At 41.2% G+C, this 20,636-nt stretch carries 14 protein-coding genes and 1 pseudogene; 14 read left to right on the top strand and 1 reads right to left on the bottom strand.

Annotated features, from left to right (window positions below):
• Positions 1-9: 9 nt before the first annotated feature.
• From N4G44_RS11830 to N4G44_RS11815, 4 genes and pseudogenes are all read left to right on the top strand, one after another.
• On the top strand, positions 10-1,416 hold the full coding sequence (locus N4G44_RS11830; RefSeq protein WP_474927067.1) for a glycoside hydrolase family 43 protein: 1,407 nt from the start codon (positions 10-12) through the stop codon (positions 1,414-1,416).
• Positions 1,417-1,424: 8 nt separating this feature from the next.
• Positions 1,425-2,308 (top strand): annotated as a pseudogene (locus N4G44_RS11825) (family 43 glycosylhydrolase).
• Positions 2,275-2,799 carry a carbohydrate-binding protein gene (locus N4G44_RS11820; RefSeq protein ID WP_474927064.1) on the top strand — a complete coding sequence of 175 codons (525 nt, stop codon included), beginning with the start codon at positions 2,275-2,277 and terminating at the stop codon, positions 2,797-2,799. Before N4G44_RS11825 ends, N4G44_RS11820 begins: the two are co-directional and overlap by 34 nt.
• 2 nt (positions 2,800-2,801) lie before the next feature.
• Entirely contained in the window at positions 2,802-3,512 is a 711-nt protein-coding gene (locus N4G44_RS11815; RefSeq protein ID WP_474927060.1) for a glycoside hydrolase family 97 N-terminal domain-containing protein, read from the top strand.
• A 1-nt stretch (position 3,513) separates the two neighbouring features.
• On the opposite strand, the gene N4G44_RS11810 is transcribed toward N4G44_RS11815, so the two are convergent.
• The gene (locus N4G44_RS11810) at positions 3,514-3,639 is read right to left on the bottom strand and encodes a hypothetical protein (protein ID WP_474927058.1); all 126 of its coding nucleotides are present in this window, start codon (positions 3,637-3,639) and stop codon (positions 3,514-3,516) included.
• 10 nt (positions 3,640-3,649) lie between these two features.
• Here N4G44_RS11810 and N4G44_RS11805 point away from each other — a divergent pair, with 10 nt between their 5' ends.
• The 10 genes from N4G44_RS11805 to araA all read left to right on the top strand — a co-directional run bounded on the left by N4G44_RS11805 (position 3,650) and on the right by araA (position 20,620).
• On the top strand, positions 3,650-4,738 hold the full coding sequence (locus N4G44_RS11805) for a glycoside hydrolase family 97 catalytic domain-containing protein (protein ID WP_474927055.1): 1,089 nt from the start codon (positions 3,650-3,652) through the stop codon (positions 4,736-4,738).
• A gap of 25 nt (positions 4,739-4,763) precedes the next feature.
• Positions 4,764-5,984 carry an SGNH/GDSL hydrolase family protein gene (locus N4G44_RS11800; protein ID WP_474927053.1) on the top strand — a complete coding sequence of 407 codons (1,221 nt, stop codon included), beginning with the start codon at positions 4,764-4,766 and terminating at the stop codon, positions 5,982-5,984.
• Between the two features lie 17 nt (positions 5,985-6,001).
• Positions 6,002-6,901 carry a glycosyl hydrolase 115 family protein gene (locus N4G44_RS11795; protein WP_474927052.1) on the top strand — a complete coding sequence of 300 codons (900 nt, stop codon included), beginning with the start codon at positions 6,002-6,004 and terminating at the stop codon, positions 6,899-6,901.
• Between the two features lie 20 nt (positions 6,902-6,921).
• The gene (locus N4G44_RS11790; RefSeq protein ID WP_474927049.1) at positions 6,922-8,523 is read left to right on the top strand and encodes a glycosyl hydrolase 115 family protein; all 1,602 of its coding nucleotides are present in this window, start codon (positions 6,922-6,924) and stop codon (positions 8,521-8,523) included.
• 268 nt (positions 8,524-8,791) lie between these two features.
• The gene (locus N4G44_RS11785; protein WP_474927046.1) at positions 8,792-11,530 is read left to right on the top strand and encodes a T9SS type A sorting domain-containing protein; all 2,739 of its coding nucleotides are present in this window, start codon (positions 8,792-8,794) and stop codon (positions 11,528-11,530) included.
• Between the two features lie 295 nt (positions 11,531-11,825).
• On the top strand, positions 11,826-14,459 hold the full coding sequence (locus tag N4G44_RS11780) for a beta-glucosidase (protein ID WP_474927043.1): 2,634 nt from the start codon (positions 11,826-11,828) through the stop codon (positions 14,457-14,459).
• Positions 14,460-14,657: 198 nt separating this feature from the next.
• Entirely contained in the window at positions 14,658-16,511 is a 1,854-nt protein-coding gene (locus tag N4G44_RS11775) for an alpha-L-arabinofuranosidase C-terminal domain-containing protein (RefSeq protein WP_474927040.1), read from the top strand.
• Positions 16,512-16,639: 128 nt separating this feature from the next.
• The gene (locus tag N4G44_RS11770; RefSeq protein WP_474927037.1) at positions 16,640-18,340 is read left to right on the top strand and encodes a ribulokinase; all 1,701 of its coding nucleotides are present in this window, start codon (positions 16,640-16,642) and stop codon (positions 18,338-18,340) included.
• 33 nt (positions 18,341-18,373) lie between these two features.
• A complete protein-coding gene (locus N4G44_RS11765) occupies positions 18,374-19,084 on the top strand; it encodes an L-ribulose-5-phosphate 4-epimerase (protein WP_474927034.1) in 711 nt (236 codons plus the stop codon).
• Between the two features lie 39 nt (positions 19,085-19,123).
• Entirely contained in the window at positions 19,124-20,620 is a 1,497-nt protein-coding gene (gene araA, locus N4G44_RS11760; protein WP_474927032.1) for an L-arabinose isomerase, read from the top strand.
• Positions 20,621-20,636: the final 16 nt, after the last annotated feature.

Raw genomic sequence — 20,636 nt, 5'->3', positions numbered from 1 at the left:
GATTAAGATATGAATCAACGAAACTTTAAATATATCACACTTTCTTTTCTGTTGGCAGGGATTGGTATTTCTGCACAGAATCCGGTTATTCAGACCCATTTTACACCAGATCCTGCTCCCATGGTCTATAAAGGGAAAATGTATGTTTATACAGGGGATGATCAGCCGGGATTTGATTTTTATACGATGACCAAATGGCGGGTGTATTCCACGGAAGATATGGTCAATTATACAGACCATGGTTCGCCTATTTCTTTAGAGTCTTTCAGCTGGGCGCGGGACAGAGCCTGGGCAGCACAGTGTATTGAAAGAAACGGTAAATTCTACTGGTATATCTGTGCACAGACTGTTGACAACAATATGGCTATTGGGGTGGCGGTGTCTGACAGTCCTACCGGGCCTTTCAGAGATGCTTTGGGAAAACCTCTGATTTCAACCGGAACCTGGGATAATATTGATCCTACGGTTTTTATAGATGATGACGGACAGGCTTATCTGTATTGGGGAAACAGTAAATTATTTTATGTGAAGCTCAATAAAGATATGACTTCTTATCAGGGGAAAATCACAGAAATTCCACAATCGGTGGAAGCTTTCGGCGGGCTGAGACGTCCCGGGAAAAGTGATGAGGTTCTGCAAAAGCAGGAAAAATTTGATGATGTATATGTAGAAGGACCATGGCTTTACAAGCGAAACAATCAATATTATATGATGTACGCTGGAATGACCGGAAGAACAGAATGTTTATCCTATTCAACCAGCCCATCGCCAACCGGGCCGTGGAAATATCTGGGGAAAATAATGACCGACCAGCCTACTAACAGCTTTACCAACCATGGTGGAATTATCGATTTTAAGGGAAAGTCCTATCTGTTTTACCATACCGGATTATTGCCGGCCGGAGGAAGCTACGGACGCTCAACTGCTGTAGAAGAATTCAGATATAATGCTGACGGGACTATTCCGAAGATCACAATGACCAAAGAAGGTGTAGCTCCGGCTGGAACCTTAAATCCATATCAGAGAACCGAAGCCGAGACCATGGCATGGTCGGAAAAATGCAGCACTTCCGAAAACAGGAAAACCGGAGTGTATGTCTCCGATGCCAGAGCGAGAGGCTATATCAAAGTACGTTCGGTGGATTTTGAAAAAGGGGCTTCTGCATTTTCAGCTTCCGTTGCCGCAGGAATCGATGGCGGAATTCTGGAAGTTTATCTGGATGATGTTAAAGGACCAAAAATAGCCGAGATTGAAATTCCGAGAACCGGTGGCTGGGAAGAGTTCAAAACCCTGACCTCAAAAATTTCAGAATTCGTTTCCGGTGTTCACGATGTATACTTTGTGTTCCAGGGCAAAAATATTACGGCAGGAAGAAAGCTATTTAATTTCGATTACTGGAGCTTTCAGAAAAAATAAAACTGACTATGAAAAATACAATACAATATATACTGGGGCTTTGTCTGATAGGCTTTTCCGAAGGCTTATCAGCGCAGAACCCTATTATTCAGACCAATTATACTGCAGACCCGGCACCAATGGTGTACAATGACAGGCTGTATGTCTACACGACACACGATGAGGATGATTCCACCTGGTTTACCATGAACGACTGGAAAGTGTATTCCACCAATGATATGGTCAACTGGACAGATCACGGAACAATTCTCTCATATAAAGACTTTGACTGGGCGAAACGCGATGCCTGGGCCGCACAATGTGTAGAAAGAAACGGAAAGTTTTTTTATACGTTCCGATGTGGTCCAAAACCAATAACAAAGGCGCTATAGGGGTTGCCGTTGGCGATAGTCCGTTGGGGCCTTTTCATGATCCGCTGGGAAAACCTCTTGTTCAGAGCGAATGGGGAGATATTGATCCCACAGTTTTTGTGGATGATGACGGACAGGCTCATATGTACTGGGGAAATCCTAAGCTTAAATACGTAAAGCTGAATGAAGATATGATCTCCTATTCCGGAAATATTACAGAAGTTCCGATGACAGAAGAATCATTTGGCAAAAGGGACGGAAAGCCTAACTCGGAAAGACCCACAAAATACGAGGAAGGCCCGTGGCTGTACAAAAGGAAAAACCTGTATTATCTTTTCTGGCCGGGAGGTCCGCTTCCTGAATTCATAGGATATTCTACAGGTAAAACAGCCCAGGGACCATGGAAATATGGAGGAATTGTAATGCCTACTGAAGGGAAGTCATTTACCAATCATCCCGGTGTTATTGATTTCCGGGGAAAACCTATTTCTTTTATCACAATGGTGCATTGCCGGGCGGAAGCGGGTTTACAAGATCAGTAAGTCTGGAAGAGCTTACCTTCAATAAAGACGGATCCATTTCGCCATTTAAAATGACTAACGGAATTACAAAAGCTATCGCAACAGTTAATCCTTATTCATTCAATCAGGCAGAAATGATTGCCTGGTCGGAAAATGTAAAATCCTATCAGAATAAAGAGGTTGGTGTTTTCATCAAAGCAAAGAAAAATGGAGCGTATACCAGTGTAAAGAACGTTGATTTCCGGAAAAAAGGAGCTAGTTCTTTTTCTGCAAGAGTAGGGACTACCCATAACAGTGACGTAACAATGACCGTTCATCTGGATGCTGTGAACGGCCCGGTTGCTGCAACGGTAAAGGTTCCGATGACGGGAGGAGATGACCGCTGGGAAACCGTAAAAGTTCAGATGGCTGAAAAGATTACCGGTATTCATGATCTGTACTTTGTATTCAGTGGAAAAGCCTCAACAGATATTATGTATTTCGATTACTGGACATTTCTTGAAAATAATTAATTATGAGAAAAAAAGTTTTATATATCGTATTCAGCCTGTTTTTGATCAGCAAAAGCTTTGCGCAGGTAGCAGAAATTTCAAGCCCTGATGGGCATACGAAGCTTCAGGTTTTTTCAGAAGAGGGAAAAGCATCGTATAATGTTATCCTTCAGGGAAAAGCAATGCTTGAAAAATCCCCGCTGGGCCTGGTAACCAATGAGTCCGATTTTTCAAAGAATCTGAAATTTGTGGACAGCAAAAAAGATTTCGTTTCTAAGAAATATACGAACGAAAAAATCAAAAAATCTGAGGTTCATTATAATGCGAATACTTTAACCGTTAATTTCACCAATACAGACCAGCATCAGATCAGCATCGAATTTCAGGTAAGTAACAATAATATTGCTTTCCGGTACAATATTCCACCGATGAAAGAACGGCTGAGTGTTGTGGTACAGTCAGAAACCACAGGATACAGATTCCCGTCACAGACGACTACTTTTCTTTCACCTATGATGAAGCCGATGACGGGATTTGCCCGCACAGCGCCAAGTTATGAAAGCGGTTATAAAGCTGATGCTGAGCTGGGAATGCCATCTGATTATGGATATATTTTCCCTGGTCTTTTCCATATTGGAAATGAGGGTTGGGTATTACTTTCTGAGACAGGAGTGAACAGTACGTATTGTGCATCACACCTTGAAACCACAGCAGAAAAAATCTTTACAAAGTAGCTTATCCGAATATTGCTGAAAATAACGGTTTCGGAAGTACCGGAGCAGCCGTTTCTCTTCCCGGAAAAACACCGTGGAGAACAATTACAGTAGGCAGCTCCCTGAAACCCATCGTAGAAACTACCATTCCTTTTGATGTGGTAGATCCGATGTATGAGCCTTCACAGGATTACCAGTTCGGGAAATCTACCTGGAGCTGGATTCTGTGGCAGGATAACAGTATGAACTATGATGATCAGGTGAAATTTATAGACCTTGCTGCTGCACTGAATTATCAGTTTATTCTTATGGATGCGCTTTGGGATAAAAACATAGGTAAAGACCGCATGAAAGAGCTTATTCAATATGCAAAATCTAAAAATGTCGGGGTATTGCTTTGGTATAATTCCAACGGTGCTGCGAATGACGCACCGATGGGACCGAGAAATAAAATGAGCTCATCCGTTGAACGTAAAAAGGAAATGAAATGGCTTAAAGATGTTGGTGTAAAAGGACTCAAAGTGGATTTCTTTGGAGGAGACAAACAGGAAACCATGCGTCTTTACGAAGATATTCTGTCAGATGCCAATGATTTTGGACTAACCATTATTTTCCATGGAGCTACTTTACCGAGAGGCTGGGAAGTAATGTACCCGAATTATGCAGGAAGCGAAGCCGTTCTTGCTTCAGAAATGCTCTATTTCTCAGAAGATGTCCGTAAACAGGAAGCTTTTTCTGCCACGCTTCATCCTTTTATCAGGAATACGGTGGGAAGTATGGAGTTTGGCGGAACTTTCCTCAACAAATATTTAACAAAATCCAACAGGGATAAAAATAAAAGACATACTACGGATGGCTTTCAGCTGGCTACAGCAGTTCTGTTTCAGAATCCCGTTCAGATGTTTGGCGTAATGCCAAATAACCTGACCGATGCTCCGGAATTTCAGCTCAGCTTTATGAAAGAAGTTCCGACACTTTGGGATGAGACAGTTTTCATAGACGGCTATCCCGGGAAATATGCTGTGGTTGCGAGAAGACATGCGGATCTATGGTATGTGGCTGGCGTAAATGCTGAGAAGCAATCCCAAAAACTGAAAATAAAGCTTCCGATGTTCGCCGGGAAAAACTTGAAACTTATCAATGATGATGCAAAAGGAAATACATCAGAAAAAGAAGTGAAAGTGAATACAAAAGGCGACTTTACAATTGAAATTCAGCCAAACGGAGGATTTGTAATAAGAAATTAGAGATTAATATAATAAAACAGGAAAAATGCGCTTCAAAAACTTATATATCTTTATCATTTCGGGATTTTTGGTTTCCTGCTCTTCCTCACAGAGTCTGGAAAAGCAGTCTTCCAAAGACCGGTGGCTCACTACCTGGGCAACAGCTCCCCAATTGGTGGAACCTAAAAACCTTGCGCCGGAACCAGGGCTTTCGGGGAACACCCTGCGTCAGATTGTGCGTGTATCTGTGGGTGGGAAAAAACTGCGGCTACGTTTCTCCAACAAATATTCCATGGATAGCCTGGAGGTAAAAGCCGTTTCTATTGCCGTGCCGTCCGATAGCAGTAATGTTGATGCAGCTACTATCAGATCATTAACGTTTGAGAAGAAAAACAATTTTAAAATTGCTCCCGGATCTGATATTTATTCCGATGAAGTGAACTTTAATCTGAAGCCTAATTCTTTGCTGGCCATTACCATTTCCTATGGAAAAGTAACCCAATCTGTCACCGGACATCCGGGTTCAAGAACAACCTCTTTTATTGTAAAAGGTGAGCAGGCCAATGTTACGGTATTTAAAGATCCTGTAAAAACAGATCATTGGTATTCGCTTTTTAACATTGATGTAAAGACCGGTGAGCCCTCATATGCAGTGGCTATTATTGGAAATTCCATTACCGACGGAAGAGGATCGGGAACCAACAGGCAGAATCGCTGGCCGGATATTTTTTCTCAGCGGTTACTGGCAAATCCTTCTACCGGGAATGTAAGTGTTCTTAATTTCGGGATTGGTGGGAATTGTGTAGTGCGTGGCGGTTTGGGTCCTACAGCACTCGACCGTTTCGATTATAACATCCTCAATCAGCAGGGCGTAAAATGGCTGATCATTCTGGAAGGAGTGAATGATCTGGGAGGAACAAGAGATCCTGATGATGCTTCCAAAAGAACGGAAGAACTGATTGCCGCTTACCAGGTGATGATCGATAAAGCACATGCTAGCGGAATCAAAGTGTACGGAGCAACGATTCTTCCTTTCGGAAAGTCATTCTACGACAAACCTTTCCGCATCGAGGCCTGGAAAAAAGTAAACGATTGGATCAGGAACAGCGGGAAGTTTGATGCCGTCATCGATTTTGCAAAACAAATGCAAAGTGAAAATCCGGAAGTCATCTTAAACGATATGCACGACCACGATTTTCTTCATCCCAATGAAGCTGGTTACAAAAGAATGGGAGAATTTGTGGATCTGAACTTATTTAAAAATTAAAATCAAAAAGATATAGTATGAATTTTACAAAAAACATTTCGCTGTTTCTTACGTTGTTGTTTATATTTTTTGTAAAAGCAACCGAACCATTTATTTCTTTTGCTAAGACAGAAAATTCGGTGGTGTTGAAAGAGCGTAATTCAGGTTTGATGCTTTTTTCAGACAGTGATTCGGACAAAGGAATTCTGCGTGCTGTTGCGAATCTTCAATCTGATTTTCAAAAAGTAACCGGTGTCCAGCCTAATCTGGTTTCCCAAAACCCTGGAGTGAACGGAATGATCATCATTATTGGTGAAGCAGGTAAAAGTAAAACCATTGATGATTTAATTCGTCAAAAAAAGCTGGATGGAAAGGCATTAACAGGGAAAAGGGAAAAATATATCATTCAGAATGTCAGTAATCCATTTCCGGGCGTTTCTGAAGCCATTGTGATTGCAGGAAGTGATAAAAGAGGAACGATTTATGGAATTTATGAAATGTCTAAGCAGATAGGTGTTTCACCATGGTATTATTGGGCTGACGTTCCGGTTGAGAAAAAAGATAATGTATACTTTAAAAAAGGAATATATACTGATGGTGAGCCTGCTGTAGAGTATCGCGGTATTTTCCTTAACGATGAAGAGCCTTCGTTGGGAGGTTGGGCAAGAGCAACTTTTGGCGGAGTTAATTCTAAATTTTACGAAAAAGTTTTTGAACTGATTCTGCGACTTAAAGGAAACTATATCTGGCCGGCAATGTGGGGGAAAGCGCTCTATGACGACGATCCTCTGAGCGGGCCGTTAGCCAATGAAATGGGTATTGTGATGGGAACTTCTCACCATGAGCCTATGGCTTTGGCACAAACTGACTGGCACAGGTATATCAAAAAAATAACCTCCCGAATGTCTGGGATTACGCTAAAAATGCGGAAGTTTTAAAGAAGTTCTGGAGATCCGGAATGGAGAGAAGCAAAAACTGGGAAAAGCTTGTTACAGTAGGAATGCGGGGTGATGGTGACGAAGCAATGGGAGAGGGAACCAATATTTCCCTGCTGGAAAAAATTGTAAAAGACCAGCGTAAAATTATTGCAGATGTTACAGGTGAAAAAGCGGAGAAAACACCTCAGGTCTGGGCATTGTATAAAGAAGTTCAGGACTATTATGATAAAGGAATGAGGGTTCCGGATGATGTGATCCTGCTGTTCTGTGATGATAACTGGGGAAATGTAAGAAAGCTTCCTGACCTTTCAAAACCTTTGCATAAAGGAGGCTATGGAATCTATTACCATTTTGATTATGTAGGCGGACCAAGAAATTCCAAATGGATCAACATAAGCCCTATCCAGAGAGTCTGGGAACAGATGAATCTTTCCTATGAACATAAAGTAGATAAGCTCTGGGTCGTGAATGTAGGAGATTTAAAACCGATGGAATTTCCGATCAGTTTTTTCCTGGAAATGGCCTGGAATCCCAAACAGTTTAATGCTAAAAACCTTTTGGAATATACCGAAAAATGGACTGCTCAGCAGTTTGGTGAAAAACATGCCGGGGAAATTGCCCGGATGATTAACCTGTATTCCAAATACAACAGAAGAGTAACTCCTGAAACGCTTGACAGCAAAACGTACAGCCTAGAGAATTACCATGAATTTGAAACGGTCTTAAATGATTACAGAGCATTGGCCGTAGAAGCTTTACGGTTAAAAGAACAGATTCCTGCCGAATATCAGGATGCTTATTATCAGTTGGTTCTGTACCCGATTGATGCATGCAGTAATTTATACGAAATGTACTATGCGGTGGAAAAAAACAGGGAACTGGCAGCAAAAAAAGATCCGGGAGCCAATTTCTACGCAGATAAAGTGAAGGCATGTTTTGAAAGAAATGCTTATCTGGATAATCAATACAATAATGTGATTGCCGGAGGAAAATGGAAGCATATGATGGATCAGATGAGGATAGGATATAAAAGCTGGGCAGACGGAAAGGAAAATATAATGCCTGAAGTTACCTATATTTCTGAAGCCGAGGTTCCCAAAGAAAAAATATTTCAGGAGAAAAACGGCTATGTTTCCATTGAAGCAGAAAATTTTGCAAGAGCTAGCAATTCTGATCGAATTCATTGGGAAGTGATTCCTGATTTCGGAAAAACAAAATCCGGCGTGACAACCTTTCCGCAGAATGCATATCCTAAAAGCGATGAAAATATCTGGCTGGAATATGATATCAATTTTGAATCAAAAGGGGAGTTTGAAGTCAAGTTATTATTAGCTCCGACTTTAAATTTTAATCATAATAAAGGATTGCGTTACGAAATTTCTTTTGACAACGAAACTCCGCAAATTGTCAACTTCAACGGCCATTATAAAGGAGAATTGGGAAGATGGCAGTCCGAACATATCATTAAATCCATTACAAAGCATTCGGTTCAGCAGGCTGGAAAGCACACGTTACGTTTCAGAGTGTTGGAACCCGGCATTGTCCTTGAAAAGATACTGATCAACACCGGAGGATTAAAACCCTCTTACCTGGGCGCTCCCGAAAGCGAAATGCTTCACTGAGTGACCCAATACTCATTACAAACAACACTTTAATTATGAAACACTAATCTTAATTCACATTCCAATCTGAAATACAGTTCCCTGACAGAGAATGAAGAGAAAAAACAACGGATGATTTTGTAAGCAACTTTATTTAACAGATCGCTGCCTGATATCATTCAGGGTATTTTCCTGACGGTTTTTGAAAATCAACCATCTTGATGGGGAATCTATTGCCCTTACTTTAATTGTTAAAATCAAAATCACAACTATCTAAAACTAAACCACTATGAAAAAATTTTTAAGTCTTGTAACCATTCATTCCATAGCTCTGTTTTGCAGCCTGATGCTGCATGGACAGCTTACAACTGTAAAAATTGATAAGAATATTCCTTATCAGAAAATAAAAGGATTCGGAGGATTTGTCTGCAGTCCCCAGTTTGCCTATAATCATATGTCTACCTCAGAAATTCAGACGCTTTGGGGAGGTTCCAGTGAAGGCGGGTATAATATTATGAGATTATATATTCCCGAAAACAGCAGCAACTGGAGTTCTGTACTGGCTACAGCGCAACTCGCCAAATCTATGGGGCTTACCATTTTTGCTTCGCCTTGGACCATGCCCGCAGACTGGAAAACCAATAACCATGTGAATGCAGTGTATACTGATGCTAACGGAGTACAGCAGATTGGATATTTAAAGCCGGAAAATTATCAGGATTATGCCCTTTATCTTAACAGCTTTGTTACCTATCTCCAGAACAACGGAGTAGAGCTCGATTATATCTCCATTCAAAATGAACCGGATGAAATGGCACAGTATCAGGGATGTATCTGGACTCCTGCGCAAATTACCAATTTCATCAAGAATTACGGACAGCTTATCAATTGTAAAGTGATTGCCCCGGAAAGTGTGGGATTTACGGATAATTTTGCCAGTGCTTTGCTGGATCCTGCGGCAATGGCCAATTTTGAAGTGTATGGCGGACATCAATACGGACTTATGCAGTCTACCTACAAACAATTCCAGAATTACAACAAAGAAATCTGGCAGACAGAATATCTGATCAACTGGAACTCTTCATCCACACAGCCGGCAAGAGATTTCAGCTGGAATACCGATGCATTTACCTTTGCCAGCAGTGTCAACAATGCACTATTAGGTAATATCAATGCATGGATCCATTACTCTGCCAAACGGTATTATGGCTTAATGGGGGACGGAACTTACGGAACTCCTGCAGGTATAATGACCAAAAGAGGCTATATCCTTTCACATTATGCCAAATACACAACAGGAAAGACGAGAATAGAAGCTAAATGGGATGACAAAACAGGTGTTTTACAAGGCTCTTCCTACATTTCCCAGGATGGCAATCAGGTCGTTCTTATGGTCATCAATCCTTCTCAGAATACGTATAGTTTGAAGGTTGACCTGCCTTTTTACACAACTTCAGGAACAAAAATACTGACCAATACACAATCCAATATGGTGAGCACACCTATTTCTTTGAGCACAGCAACATTCCGGCCTACTGCTGATATCAGCCCTTCCAGTGTCATGACATTTGTTTTTAATAAAAGTGGTGACAGGCCTGCTTCTCTGATGACAAGCGGTGATATTCATTATAATAAAATTGAAACACAAACGGCTACCAGTACATCTTTTGGGACAGGATTCAATATCAGCAATACAACGGTGACATTCTCCAATCCAAGTCCTCTTATCAGTAATAATATGACTGCGGCTAACGGATATCTTCAGCTTAATGACCGATATAATAAGCTGATCCTGCATGTAAACAGCTATACAACGGCGGGACAAAGCTATTCGGACAATACTACTTTATACTATATCAACAGCCAGGGGGTAACGAAATCATATAATTACGGAAAGATTAATTTTCCGCAGGGAGGAAATTTCGATATCACATTCGATATTTCAAGACAGGTGCTTACAGACGGATGCAAAGGAATTTTAGGACTGAGAAATTCCAATTACAGCTCTGTATTGACCCTTAACTTGGGCGATGTTTATTTCAATGTGGGTAATGAAATTGCTTCCAAATTCGGAGGGACCTATTCCGCAAGCGACAGCTATTTGATGGATGCACTGGAAAATGGCTACTACACTTCTGTAGACTTCAGAAATGCAGCAGGAGTTACTTCTTCCAATAACTGGCAGCCTATGAGTGCCAACTCTAACAGCATTTATTATGTTAATTCAAACGTAAGTTCATCTGCCAATAATGTGATCTCTGGTACTACATGCTCAAATCTTGTCCTTTCCGGTCAGGGTATGGATTTTCAGGTGCCGTTTAACTTCACAGCCAATACAGCTTCTTACAGCCGTACATTTAATGGTTACGATGTGCTGATCTTGCCATTCCAAGCTAATATACCTTCCGGAGTTACTGCTTATCTGATGTCTCCGAATGCAAATAATATCAGCTGTACCACAATTTCAAACGGAATTATTCCTGCAAACACTCCGGTAATCGTCAGTGCGACAGGGAATATTACTTTCAGCGGTACAGGAAATGTTTCCACACCCAAAGCAATCACGGTCAATCAAATGAACGGAGTTTACCAGGGCATCAAAGTTCCGGCGAATGCTTATGTGCTGAAAACAGAAAACGGAGTAACAGGCTTCTATAAAGTAACTGCCGGAAGTGAGCCTGCAATAGGATCTTTCAAAGCGTATCTTACAGAAGAAAATACTTATTCTGCTAACGTTCTTCCTTTAAACTTCGGATCGTTAAGCACCAGAGATATTTCTGCTGAAACGAAAAAAGAGGTTGTAAAAATATATCCTAATCCGGTAAAAGCTGACCTTTTCATTGATTCTGATCTGTCAGAAGCTGCCGCCACCATTTTTGATGCTAGAGGAAGTGTTATCAGAACCGGGTTGAAAATAAATTCAGGGAAAAACCAAATTAATGTGGGGAATTTCCCGGCTGGTATTTACTTTATTGAGGTTACTCAAAAAAATAATACAATCGTAAAACAAAAATTCATCAAAGAATAAATTGAGTCCAAAGCCATCATGAGCACTGCTTATGGTGGCTTTATTTCCACAATTTAGTAGATGAAAACAAAAGTAAATAGGATTTATTCTTAATTTAAGTGTATTATTTACATTTATTTAAAATAGAACGTTATATTTGTTTTTCATTGCATTGTTGCTGAATAATACTGGCAATTTGTGTAAAATAAGAATGAAAACATAATTATCCGTAAAAATCTGTAAAATCAGTGGGTTTAAAATGATTAATCACAAAATCAACAACCATTTTTCGGACTTTATTGAAACCATATTACCTATGAAAAGAATTGTATTAATGCTATGTGCAACACTGACAGCACCTTTATTTTTTGCCCAGAATCATTATAAATACCCATTCAGAAACCCGGATCTTCCGGTTAATGAAAGAATAGAGAACCTTCTTACTTTGCTGACAACAGAAGAAAAGATTGGAATGATGATGGATAATTCCCAGGCAGTTCCCCGTTTGGAAATTCCAGCCTACGGATGGTGGAATGAAGCACTTCACGGAGTGGCCAGAGCAGGAACAGCTACTGTTTTCCCTCAGGCAATCGGGATGGCAGCCACATGGGATGTTCCGGAGCATTTTAAAACCTTTGAAATGATCTCTGATGAAGCACGGGCAAAATACAACAGATCTTTTGATGAAGCTCTAAAAACAGGACGATACGAAGGACTGACCTTCTGGACACCCAATATCAATATTTTCCGTGACCCAAGATGGGGAAGAGGCCAGGAAACTTACGGTGAAGACCCTTATCTGACCTCTGTTCTGGGGGTTGCAGCAGTAAAAGGCCTGCAGGGAAACGATCCGAAATTTTTTAAAACCCACGCCTGTGCCAAACATTTTGCAGTACACAGCGGACCGGAATGGAACCGCCACTCTTATAACGCAGAAATATCAAAAAGAGATCTGTATGAAACGTATCTTCCTGCTTTCAAAGCGTTGGTTCAGGAAGGAAATGTAAGAGAAGTGATGTGTGCATATAATGCTTTTGATGGCCAGCCATGCTGTGCAAACAATACTTTACTTACTGAAATTCTCCGTGGAAAATGGAAGTATGACGGAATGGTGGTCTCAGACTGCTGGGCACTGGCCGATTTCTTTCAAAAAAAATACCATGGCACCCATCCTGATGAGAAAACAACCGCAGCAGATGCTTTGAAACATTCTACAGATCTGGAATGTGGAGATACCTATAACAATCTGAACAAATCTCTGGCAAGCGGACTGATTACCGAAAAAGATATTGATGAGTCGATGCGCAGAATCCTGAAAGGCTGGTTTGAGCTGGGAATGCTTGATCCGAAATCTTCCGTTCACTGGAATACCATTCCATATGCTGTAGTCGATTCTGAAGAACATAAAAAGCAGGCACTGAAAATGGCACAAAAGTCAATTGTGCTGATGAAAAACGAAAAGAATGTTCTGCCTCTCAGCAGAAATATTAAAAAAATTGCCGTTGTAGGTCCGAATGCTGATGACGGATTGATGCAGCTGGGAAACTATAACGGAACTCCTTCTTCCATTGTAACGATTTTAGACGGAATCAAAACCAAATTTCCAAATGCTGAAATTATTTACGAAAAAGGAAGCGAAGTAACAGATCCTTCGTCCAGAACCTCACTCTATCAGAATTTCATCAGTCAGAAAAACGGTGCGAAAGGAATGAAAGTAGAGTTCTTCAATAACAATGAATTCAAAGGGCAGCCGGCCAATACTTCCGTAAATTCTACTGCCATCAGCTACAACAGCTTTGGAGGAACCCAGCTTGCACCCAATGTAGGAAGAGAAAATACCTCAGCTATTATTTCAGGGGTTTTCAAAAGTACTTATACAGGAGATGTTATATTTTCTGCGTCTACCTCTGATATCTATACCCTTTTCGTGGACGGAAAAGAAATTGCAATAAGAAAGGGGCCTGACGCAAGACATCCTTCAGAGTTTCCTGTAAAAATGGAAAAAGGAAAAGAGTACCGGATAGAGCTGCGCCATACACAAAAAGGAAAATATGTAAGTATCGGCTTTGAAGTCTACAGAAAAGACCCTGTTAATTTTGCTTCGGTGAGAGAAAAGGTTAAAAATGCAGACGTTATTGTCTTTGCAGGCGGACTTTCTCCAAGTCTGGAAGGTGAAGAGATGATGGTGAATGCAGAAGGCTTCAGAGGAGGTGATAAAACTTCCATTGCCCTCCCTAAAGTTCAGCGGGACCTGTTGGCAGAGCTTAGAAAAACCGGCAAACCTGTTGTTTTTGTTCTTTGTACCGGAAGCGCTCTGGGATTGGAGCAGGATGAAAAAAATTACGATGTTTTATTAAATGCCTGGTATGGCGGGCAATCCGGAGGAACTGCAGTGGCAGATATTTTGTCAGGAGATTATAACCCTTCCGGAAAATTACCGATTACTTTTTATAAAAACCTTGAACAGCTGGATAATGCTCTTTCAAAGACAAGCAAGCATGAGGGATTTGAAAATTATGATATGCAGGGGAGAACCTACCGTTATATGACGGAAAAGCCTCTTTATCCATTCGGGCATGGCCTGAGCTATTCAAAATTTGTTTACGGAGATTCAAAACTGGGCAAAAATACAATTAGTACTAACGAAAATGTAACGATCACAATTCCGGTAACCAATGTTTCAGAAAGGGATGGTGAAGAAGTGGTTCAGGTCTATATCAAAAGAAATAATGATGCCCGGGCACCGGTAAAAACGTTAAGGGCTTTTGAAAGAACTTTGATTAAATCCAAAGAAACAAAAAATATTCAGCTGACGCTCTCTAAAGATTCATTTGCCTTCTATGATGAAAAAGCAGATGATCTGGTTTCAAAACCCGGCGACTATACCATTTTTTATGGTGGAACTTCTGATGATGCCGGCCTGAAAACTATTCCGCTAAAAGTAAAATAAAAAACTGATCCGGAACAATTGAGACCCATTGCAACCCTACAGTAGCTTTCAAAATATACGATCTATGACAACAAAAAATAAAATATTCTCCATCGCGATTTCCTTCAGTGCTGCTTTTTTTCGGCTCAGAATAATACGGTCCGTACCTTTAACCTGGATCTTAAAGAAGCTCCAATACCTGTTAAAATACAACCTACCATGTACGGGATTTTCTTTGAAGACATCAATTTTGCAGCAGATGGCGGATTGTATGCTGAACTGATTAAAAACCGCAGCTTTGAATTTGACGAGCCTTTCACAGGATGGAAACAGCCCAACACAAAAACACTTTCTCCTAATCTGGATTCCGGGTTTCTGACCATTTATTCAGAACCTTCCAAAACCAATAAAAATTACGCGAGAATTACTGTCCTGAACGATAAAAATTATATTCTGGAGAATGAAGGATTCAGAGGAATAGGTATTCATCAAGGTGAACAATATGATTTCAGTTTTGATCTGGAGAATGTTTCAGGAAATATTGCTGCGGTAAATGCAAGTCTTGTTGATGAAAACGGTAAGGAAATTTCTTCAGTTTCCACACTCATCAAAGGAAGGGGGTGGCAGAAGTATACAGCCGTTTTCAAAGCACCGCAAACCATTGAAAAAGCAAGACTGCGTTTCACATTTACCGGAAACGGTATTGTGAACATGGATATGATCTCACTTTTTCCTCAGGATACCTGGAAAGGCAGAAAAGGAGGCTTACGAAAAGATCTGGTTCAGAAACTGTATGATTTGCAGCCCGGATTTTTGAGATTTCCTGGAGGCTGTATTGTAGAAGGAAGAACGTTGGCAGAACGATATCAGTGGAAAAAAACAATTGGAAATGTAGCAGACCGCGAATACCTCATCAATAAATGGAGTACAGGATTTCCACATAGGCTTACACCGGATTACAGACAGTCTTTCGGACTGGGATTTTTTGAATATTTCCAGCTTTCCGAAGATCTCGGCGCAGAACCTGTTCCTATTCTGAGCTGCGGAATGGCTTGCCAGTTCAATACGGCAGAGCTGGTGAAAATGGAAGATCTCGATCCTTATGTTCAGGATGCCCTGGACCTTATTGAATTTGCTAATGGAGATTCCGGTACAAAATGGGGGAGAATCCGAGCTGAAATGGGACATCCGAAACCTTTTAATTTAAAATTTATCGGAGTGGGAAATGAGCAGTGGGGAGCAGATTATATTGAACGCTATAAAGTATTTGAAAAAGCCATTCATGCAAAATATCCTGACATTAAGATTATCTCAGGAAGCGGACCGTCACCTGATGGCGAGTTTTTTGAATATGGCTGGAAAGAGCTGAAACAGCTTAATGCACAGATTGTAGATGAACATTATTACAATTCACCCGAATGGTTTATGAAAAACGCCGGAAGGTATGACCATTATGACCGTTCCGGACCAAAAGTTTTTGCCGGGGAATATGCAGCCCAGTCTGTAGGCGTGGTAAAACCTGATAATAAAAATAACTGGCTGACGGCCCTTTCAGAAGCCGCTTTTATGACCGGTCTTGAAAGAAATACAGATGTGGTCTATATGACTTCCTACGCACCGCTTTTTGCCCATGCTGACGGCTGGCAGTGGACGCCCGATCTCATCTGGTTCAATAATCTGAAATCTTATGCAACCCCGAATTATTATGTTCAGAAATTATTCTCCAACAATAAAGGAACAGATGTACTGAAAATAGAAAGCAACGGAAAAGCAGTATCCGGCCAGGAAAAATTATACGCTACAGCAGTAAAAGACGCGAAAACTCATGAGATTATTATTAAAATAGTTAATACTGATTCTCAGGCTAAAACGGTTAATATCAAACCAGGAACTCTGAATGCAGGTAAAAAAATAACCAAAATCCTTCTGTCTGCACCACAGCTTTCTACTGAAAATAGTTTCGATGCTGAACCCATAAAACCTAAAGAAGAGATTTCTGAAGCCAAAAATGGTGAAATTTCAACGGAAATTCCCGCCAATTCTTTTGTGGTTTTAAAGTTGAAAACAATTTAATTAACTGTAAAATAGATTTTTATAAAAAATAAGTGTGTTTTTTACATTTATTTAAAATAGAATCTTATATTTGTTTTTATCTCATCAGGAGAAATTAAAATCTCAACAATCAAAAACGTTTCACCACCATGAAAAAATATGTTATCGGGCTGGACTATGGTACAGATTCCGTACGGGCCGTCCTTATTGATACTGAAAACGGTTCTGAAATAACTTCTTCAGTCAGCTACTACCAGAGATGGAAGGAAGATAAATTCTGTAATCCCTCAGCCAACAGTTTCAGACAGCATCCTTCAGATCATATTGAAGGTCTGGAAAAAACTATTTCAGAAGTTGTAAGAGAAAGCGGGATATCGGCAGAGCAGATCGTCAGTATTTGTATTGATACCACAGGCTCTTCACCGCTTCCTGTAACCAATGATGGAACAGCCCTGGCACTGGTTCCGGGATTTGAAGAGAATCCGAATGCTATGATGGTTTTATGGAAAGACCACACCGCCATTCGTGAAGCCGAAGAAATCAATACTCTGGCAAGAACATGGGGTGGTGAAGATTATACAAAATATCAAGGTGGTATTTATTCTTCAGAATGGTTCTGGGCTAAAATACTGCACATCAACAGAGCCGATGCAGAAGTAAAAAATGCAGCTTATAGCTGGATGGAGCACTGTGATTATCTGACTTTCCTTTTATCAGATCATAAAGACCTGGCTACCTTCAAAAGAAGCCGTTGTGCAGCTGGCCACAAAGCCATGTGGCATGAATCATGGGATGGTCTGCCTTCCGAAGAATTCCTTAACAGGCTTGATCCTTCTCTGGGAGCGCTCAGAGCAAGATTATACCGTGAAACCTATACTTCAGATGAAATTGCCGGCTACCTGAATGAAGAATGGGCCGCAAAAACAGGTCTTACCACCAAAACCATCATTACCGTAGGAACCTTTGATGCCCATTCAGGAGCCGTAGGAGCCAGAGTGGAAGAAAATACACTGATCAGGATCATGGGAACTTCTACCTGTGATATTATGGTAGCCTCACAGGAAGCTATCGGGGATACAACCGTAAAGGGAATATGCGGACAGGTTGACGGCTCCGTAATTCCCGGATTGATAGGACTTGAAGCAGGGCAGTCTGCCTTTGGAGATGTGCTGGCATGGTATAAAGATATCCTGATGTGGCCGGTTCACCAGGTTATGATGCAATCTGAGAGTATTTCAGATGAACAGAAAACAAGGCTTGCAGAAGAAATGGAGGCAGGACTTATCAGAAAATTAACCCTTGAAGCAGAAAAAATTCCTCTTTCAGATACTGTTCCGGTTGCCTTGGACTGGGTAAACGGAAGAAGAACACCGGATGCAGATCAGGAACTTAAGGCAGCGATCAGTCAGCTTTCTCTGGGAACAAAAGCACCCCATATTTTCAAAGCTTTAGTCAATGCTATCTGTTTCGGAGCTAAGAAGATCGTTGACCGTTTTGAGGAGGAAGGTGTGAAAATCAACAAAGTGATCGGGATCGGAGGAGTAGCAAGGAAATCGCCGTTTATCATGCAGACAATCGCTAATGTTCTGGATATGCCGATTGTGGTTGCCGCTTCGGACCAGACTCCCGCGTTAGGGGCTGCTGTTTATGCAGCTGTATCAGCAGGAATTTATCCGACAGTACAGGAAGCAAGCATGAAAATGGGCTCCGCATTTGAAGCGGAATACCAGCCGAAAGCGGAAGAAGTACAGCTCTACAGAGAATTAATGCAGCAATACCAGAAGCTCGCTGATTTTGTAGAATACAATACCAAACTGAAAAACAACAGGAAAGAACTTCAGAACTCCTGATTTTCCATCTTAACCTTTTGAATGATACTCAAAATGAATACCTATAAAGAACTCCAAAGAGAATGTTATGAAGCGAATATGCAGCTGGATGCCCTGAAGCTGGTGGTCTATACCTTCGGGAATGTAAGTGCTGTAGACCGTGATAAAGGCATTTTTGCCATTAAACCAAGTGGTGTCCCATATGACATTTTAAAGCCGAAAGATATGGTGATTCTGGACTTTGATGCCAATATCATTGAAGGCAGGCTCAGACCCTCTTCCGATACCAAGACCCATGCTTATCTGTATAAAAACTGGGAAAATATCGGTGGAATTTCCCACACGCATGCCATCTATTCCGTGGCGTGGGCACAGGCACAATTGGATATCCCTGTTTTCGGGACAACCCATGCAGATCATCTTACGACGGATATTCCCTGCGCTCCACCGATGCGGGATGAGCTGATAGAAGGAAACTACGAATACAATACAGGAATACAGATTCTGGAATGCTTTAAAGAAAAACAGCTCTCTCCGGAAGAAGTAGAAATGGTTCTGATCGGTAATCACGGTCCGTTTACCTGGGGTAAAAACGCAGAGAAGGCTGTTTACAACAGCAAAGTGCTGGAAACCATTGCCGAAATGGCTTATCTCACCAGACAGATCAATCCTGATGCGGAACGTCTGAAAGACTCACTCATCAAAAAACATTATGAACGTAAGCATGGCAAGAACGCCTACTACGGACAGGAATTTAAACACTAAACACTTCAACATAAACAACTATTAACGATCAACAAAATTATGTTAACACCTCTCAATACCAAAGAAGTCTGGTTCATCACAGGAAGTCAGCATTTATACGGACCTGAAACACTTGCCCAAGTGGCAGAACACTCACAGAAAATTGTGGCAGAACTTGAAAAATCTTCTTTCATCCCGGTAAAAATCATTGTAAAACCAACGGTAAAAACTACCGAAGAGATATTTGAAACCATTGCAGCAGCCAATCAGGCAGAAAACTGTATAGGAATCATCACATGGATGCATACTTTTTCACCCGCTAAAATGTGGATCAGAGGATTAAAAATCTTACAGAAACCTCTTCTGCATCTGCATACCCAATTCAACAGAGATATTCCGTGGTCTACCATGGATATGGATTTTATGAATCTTAATCAGGCCGCTCACGGAGACCGTGAATTTGGTTTTATGGTAAGCAGACTCCGAAAGAACAGAAAAGTTGTAGTAGGGCATTGGTCAGAAGAAAGAGTTCAGAAGCAGATCGGCGACTGGAGCCGTGTTGCTGCAGGCTGGGACGACTGGCAGGGAGCCAAATTTGCCCGTTTCGGAGATAATATGAGATTTGTAGCCGTTACGGATGGTGACAAAGTGGAAGCTGAAACCCAGTTCGGCTTTTCTGTCAATACCTGGGGAATCGGTGATCTTGTTGGAGTTATTAATTCAATAGGTGAAGGGGAAATAAAAAGCCTTATGGAAGAATATGAGTCTTCTTATTACATTGCAGCATCCCTTTTAGAAGGAGGAGTCAACAGAAGTTCCCTGCACACCGCTGCAAAAATTGAATTAGGACTTGAAAAATTTTTAAAAGAAGGAGGGTTTAAAGGATTTTCAGATACCTTTGAAGACCTTCACGGACTGGAGCAGCTGCCGGGAATTGCCGTACAGCGCCTGATGCAGAAAGGATACGGATTTGCAGGCGAAGGAGACTGGAAAACAGCAGCACTCGTACGTGCCATGAAAACAATGGGGCAGGGCCTTGAAGGAGGAAATGCTTTTATGGAAGATTATACCTATCATCTGGATCCTTCCAATCCATCCATTTTAGGTTCCCACATGCTGGAAGTAGACCCGGTTCTGGCAGCCGGAAAACCTTCATGTGAGATCCATCCGTTGGGAATCGGAGGAAAAGCAGATCCGGTGCGTCTTGTTTTTAATTCCAGAGGAAATATTGATTCTCTGAACGCTGCACTGATGGACTTTGGAAACCATTTCAGACTGCTGATCAATAAAACCAGAGCATTGGAAATTACAGAAGAGTTGCCAAAACTTCCGGTAGCAAGGGTTTTATGGAAACCTCTTCCTGATTTATATACCGCCGCAGAAGCCTGGATACTGGCAGGAGGTGCACACCATACATGTTACAGTGAAAATATTTCAGCAGAGCAGCTGGAGGATTTTGCTGAGATAGCAGGGATTGAATCATTAGTCATTGATGAAGATACCAGAATACGTGATTTCAAAAATACACTTCGTTGGAATGAAATGTATTATCGTTAATTAATTTTAAAAAATA

Source organism: Chryseobacterium sp. GTID13, assembly GCF_056172655.1.
Note: the sequence above shows the minus strand (reverse complement) of the source record. Positions and strands in the feature narration are given on the sequence as shown.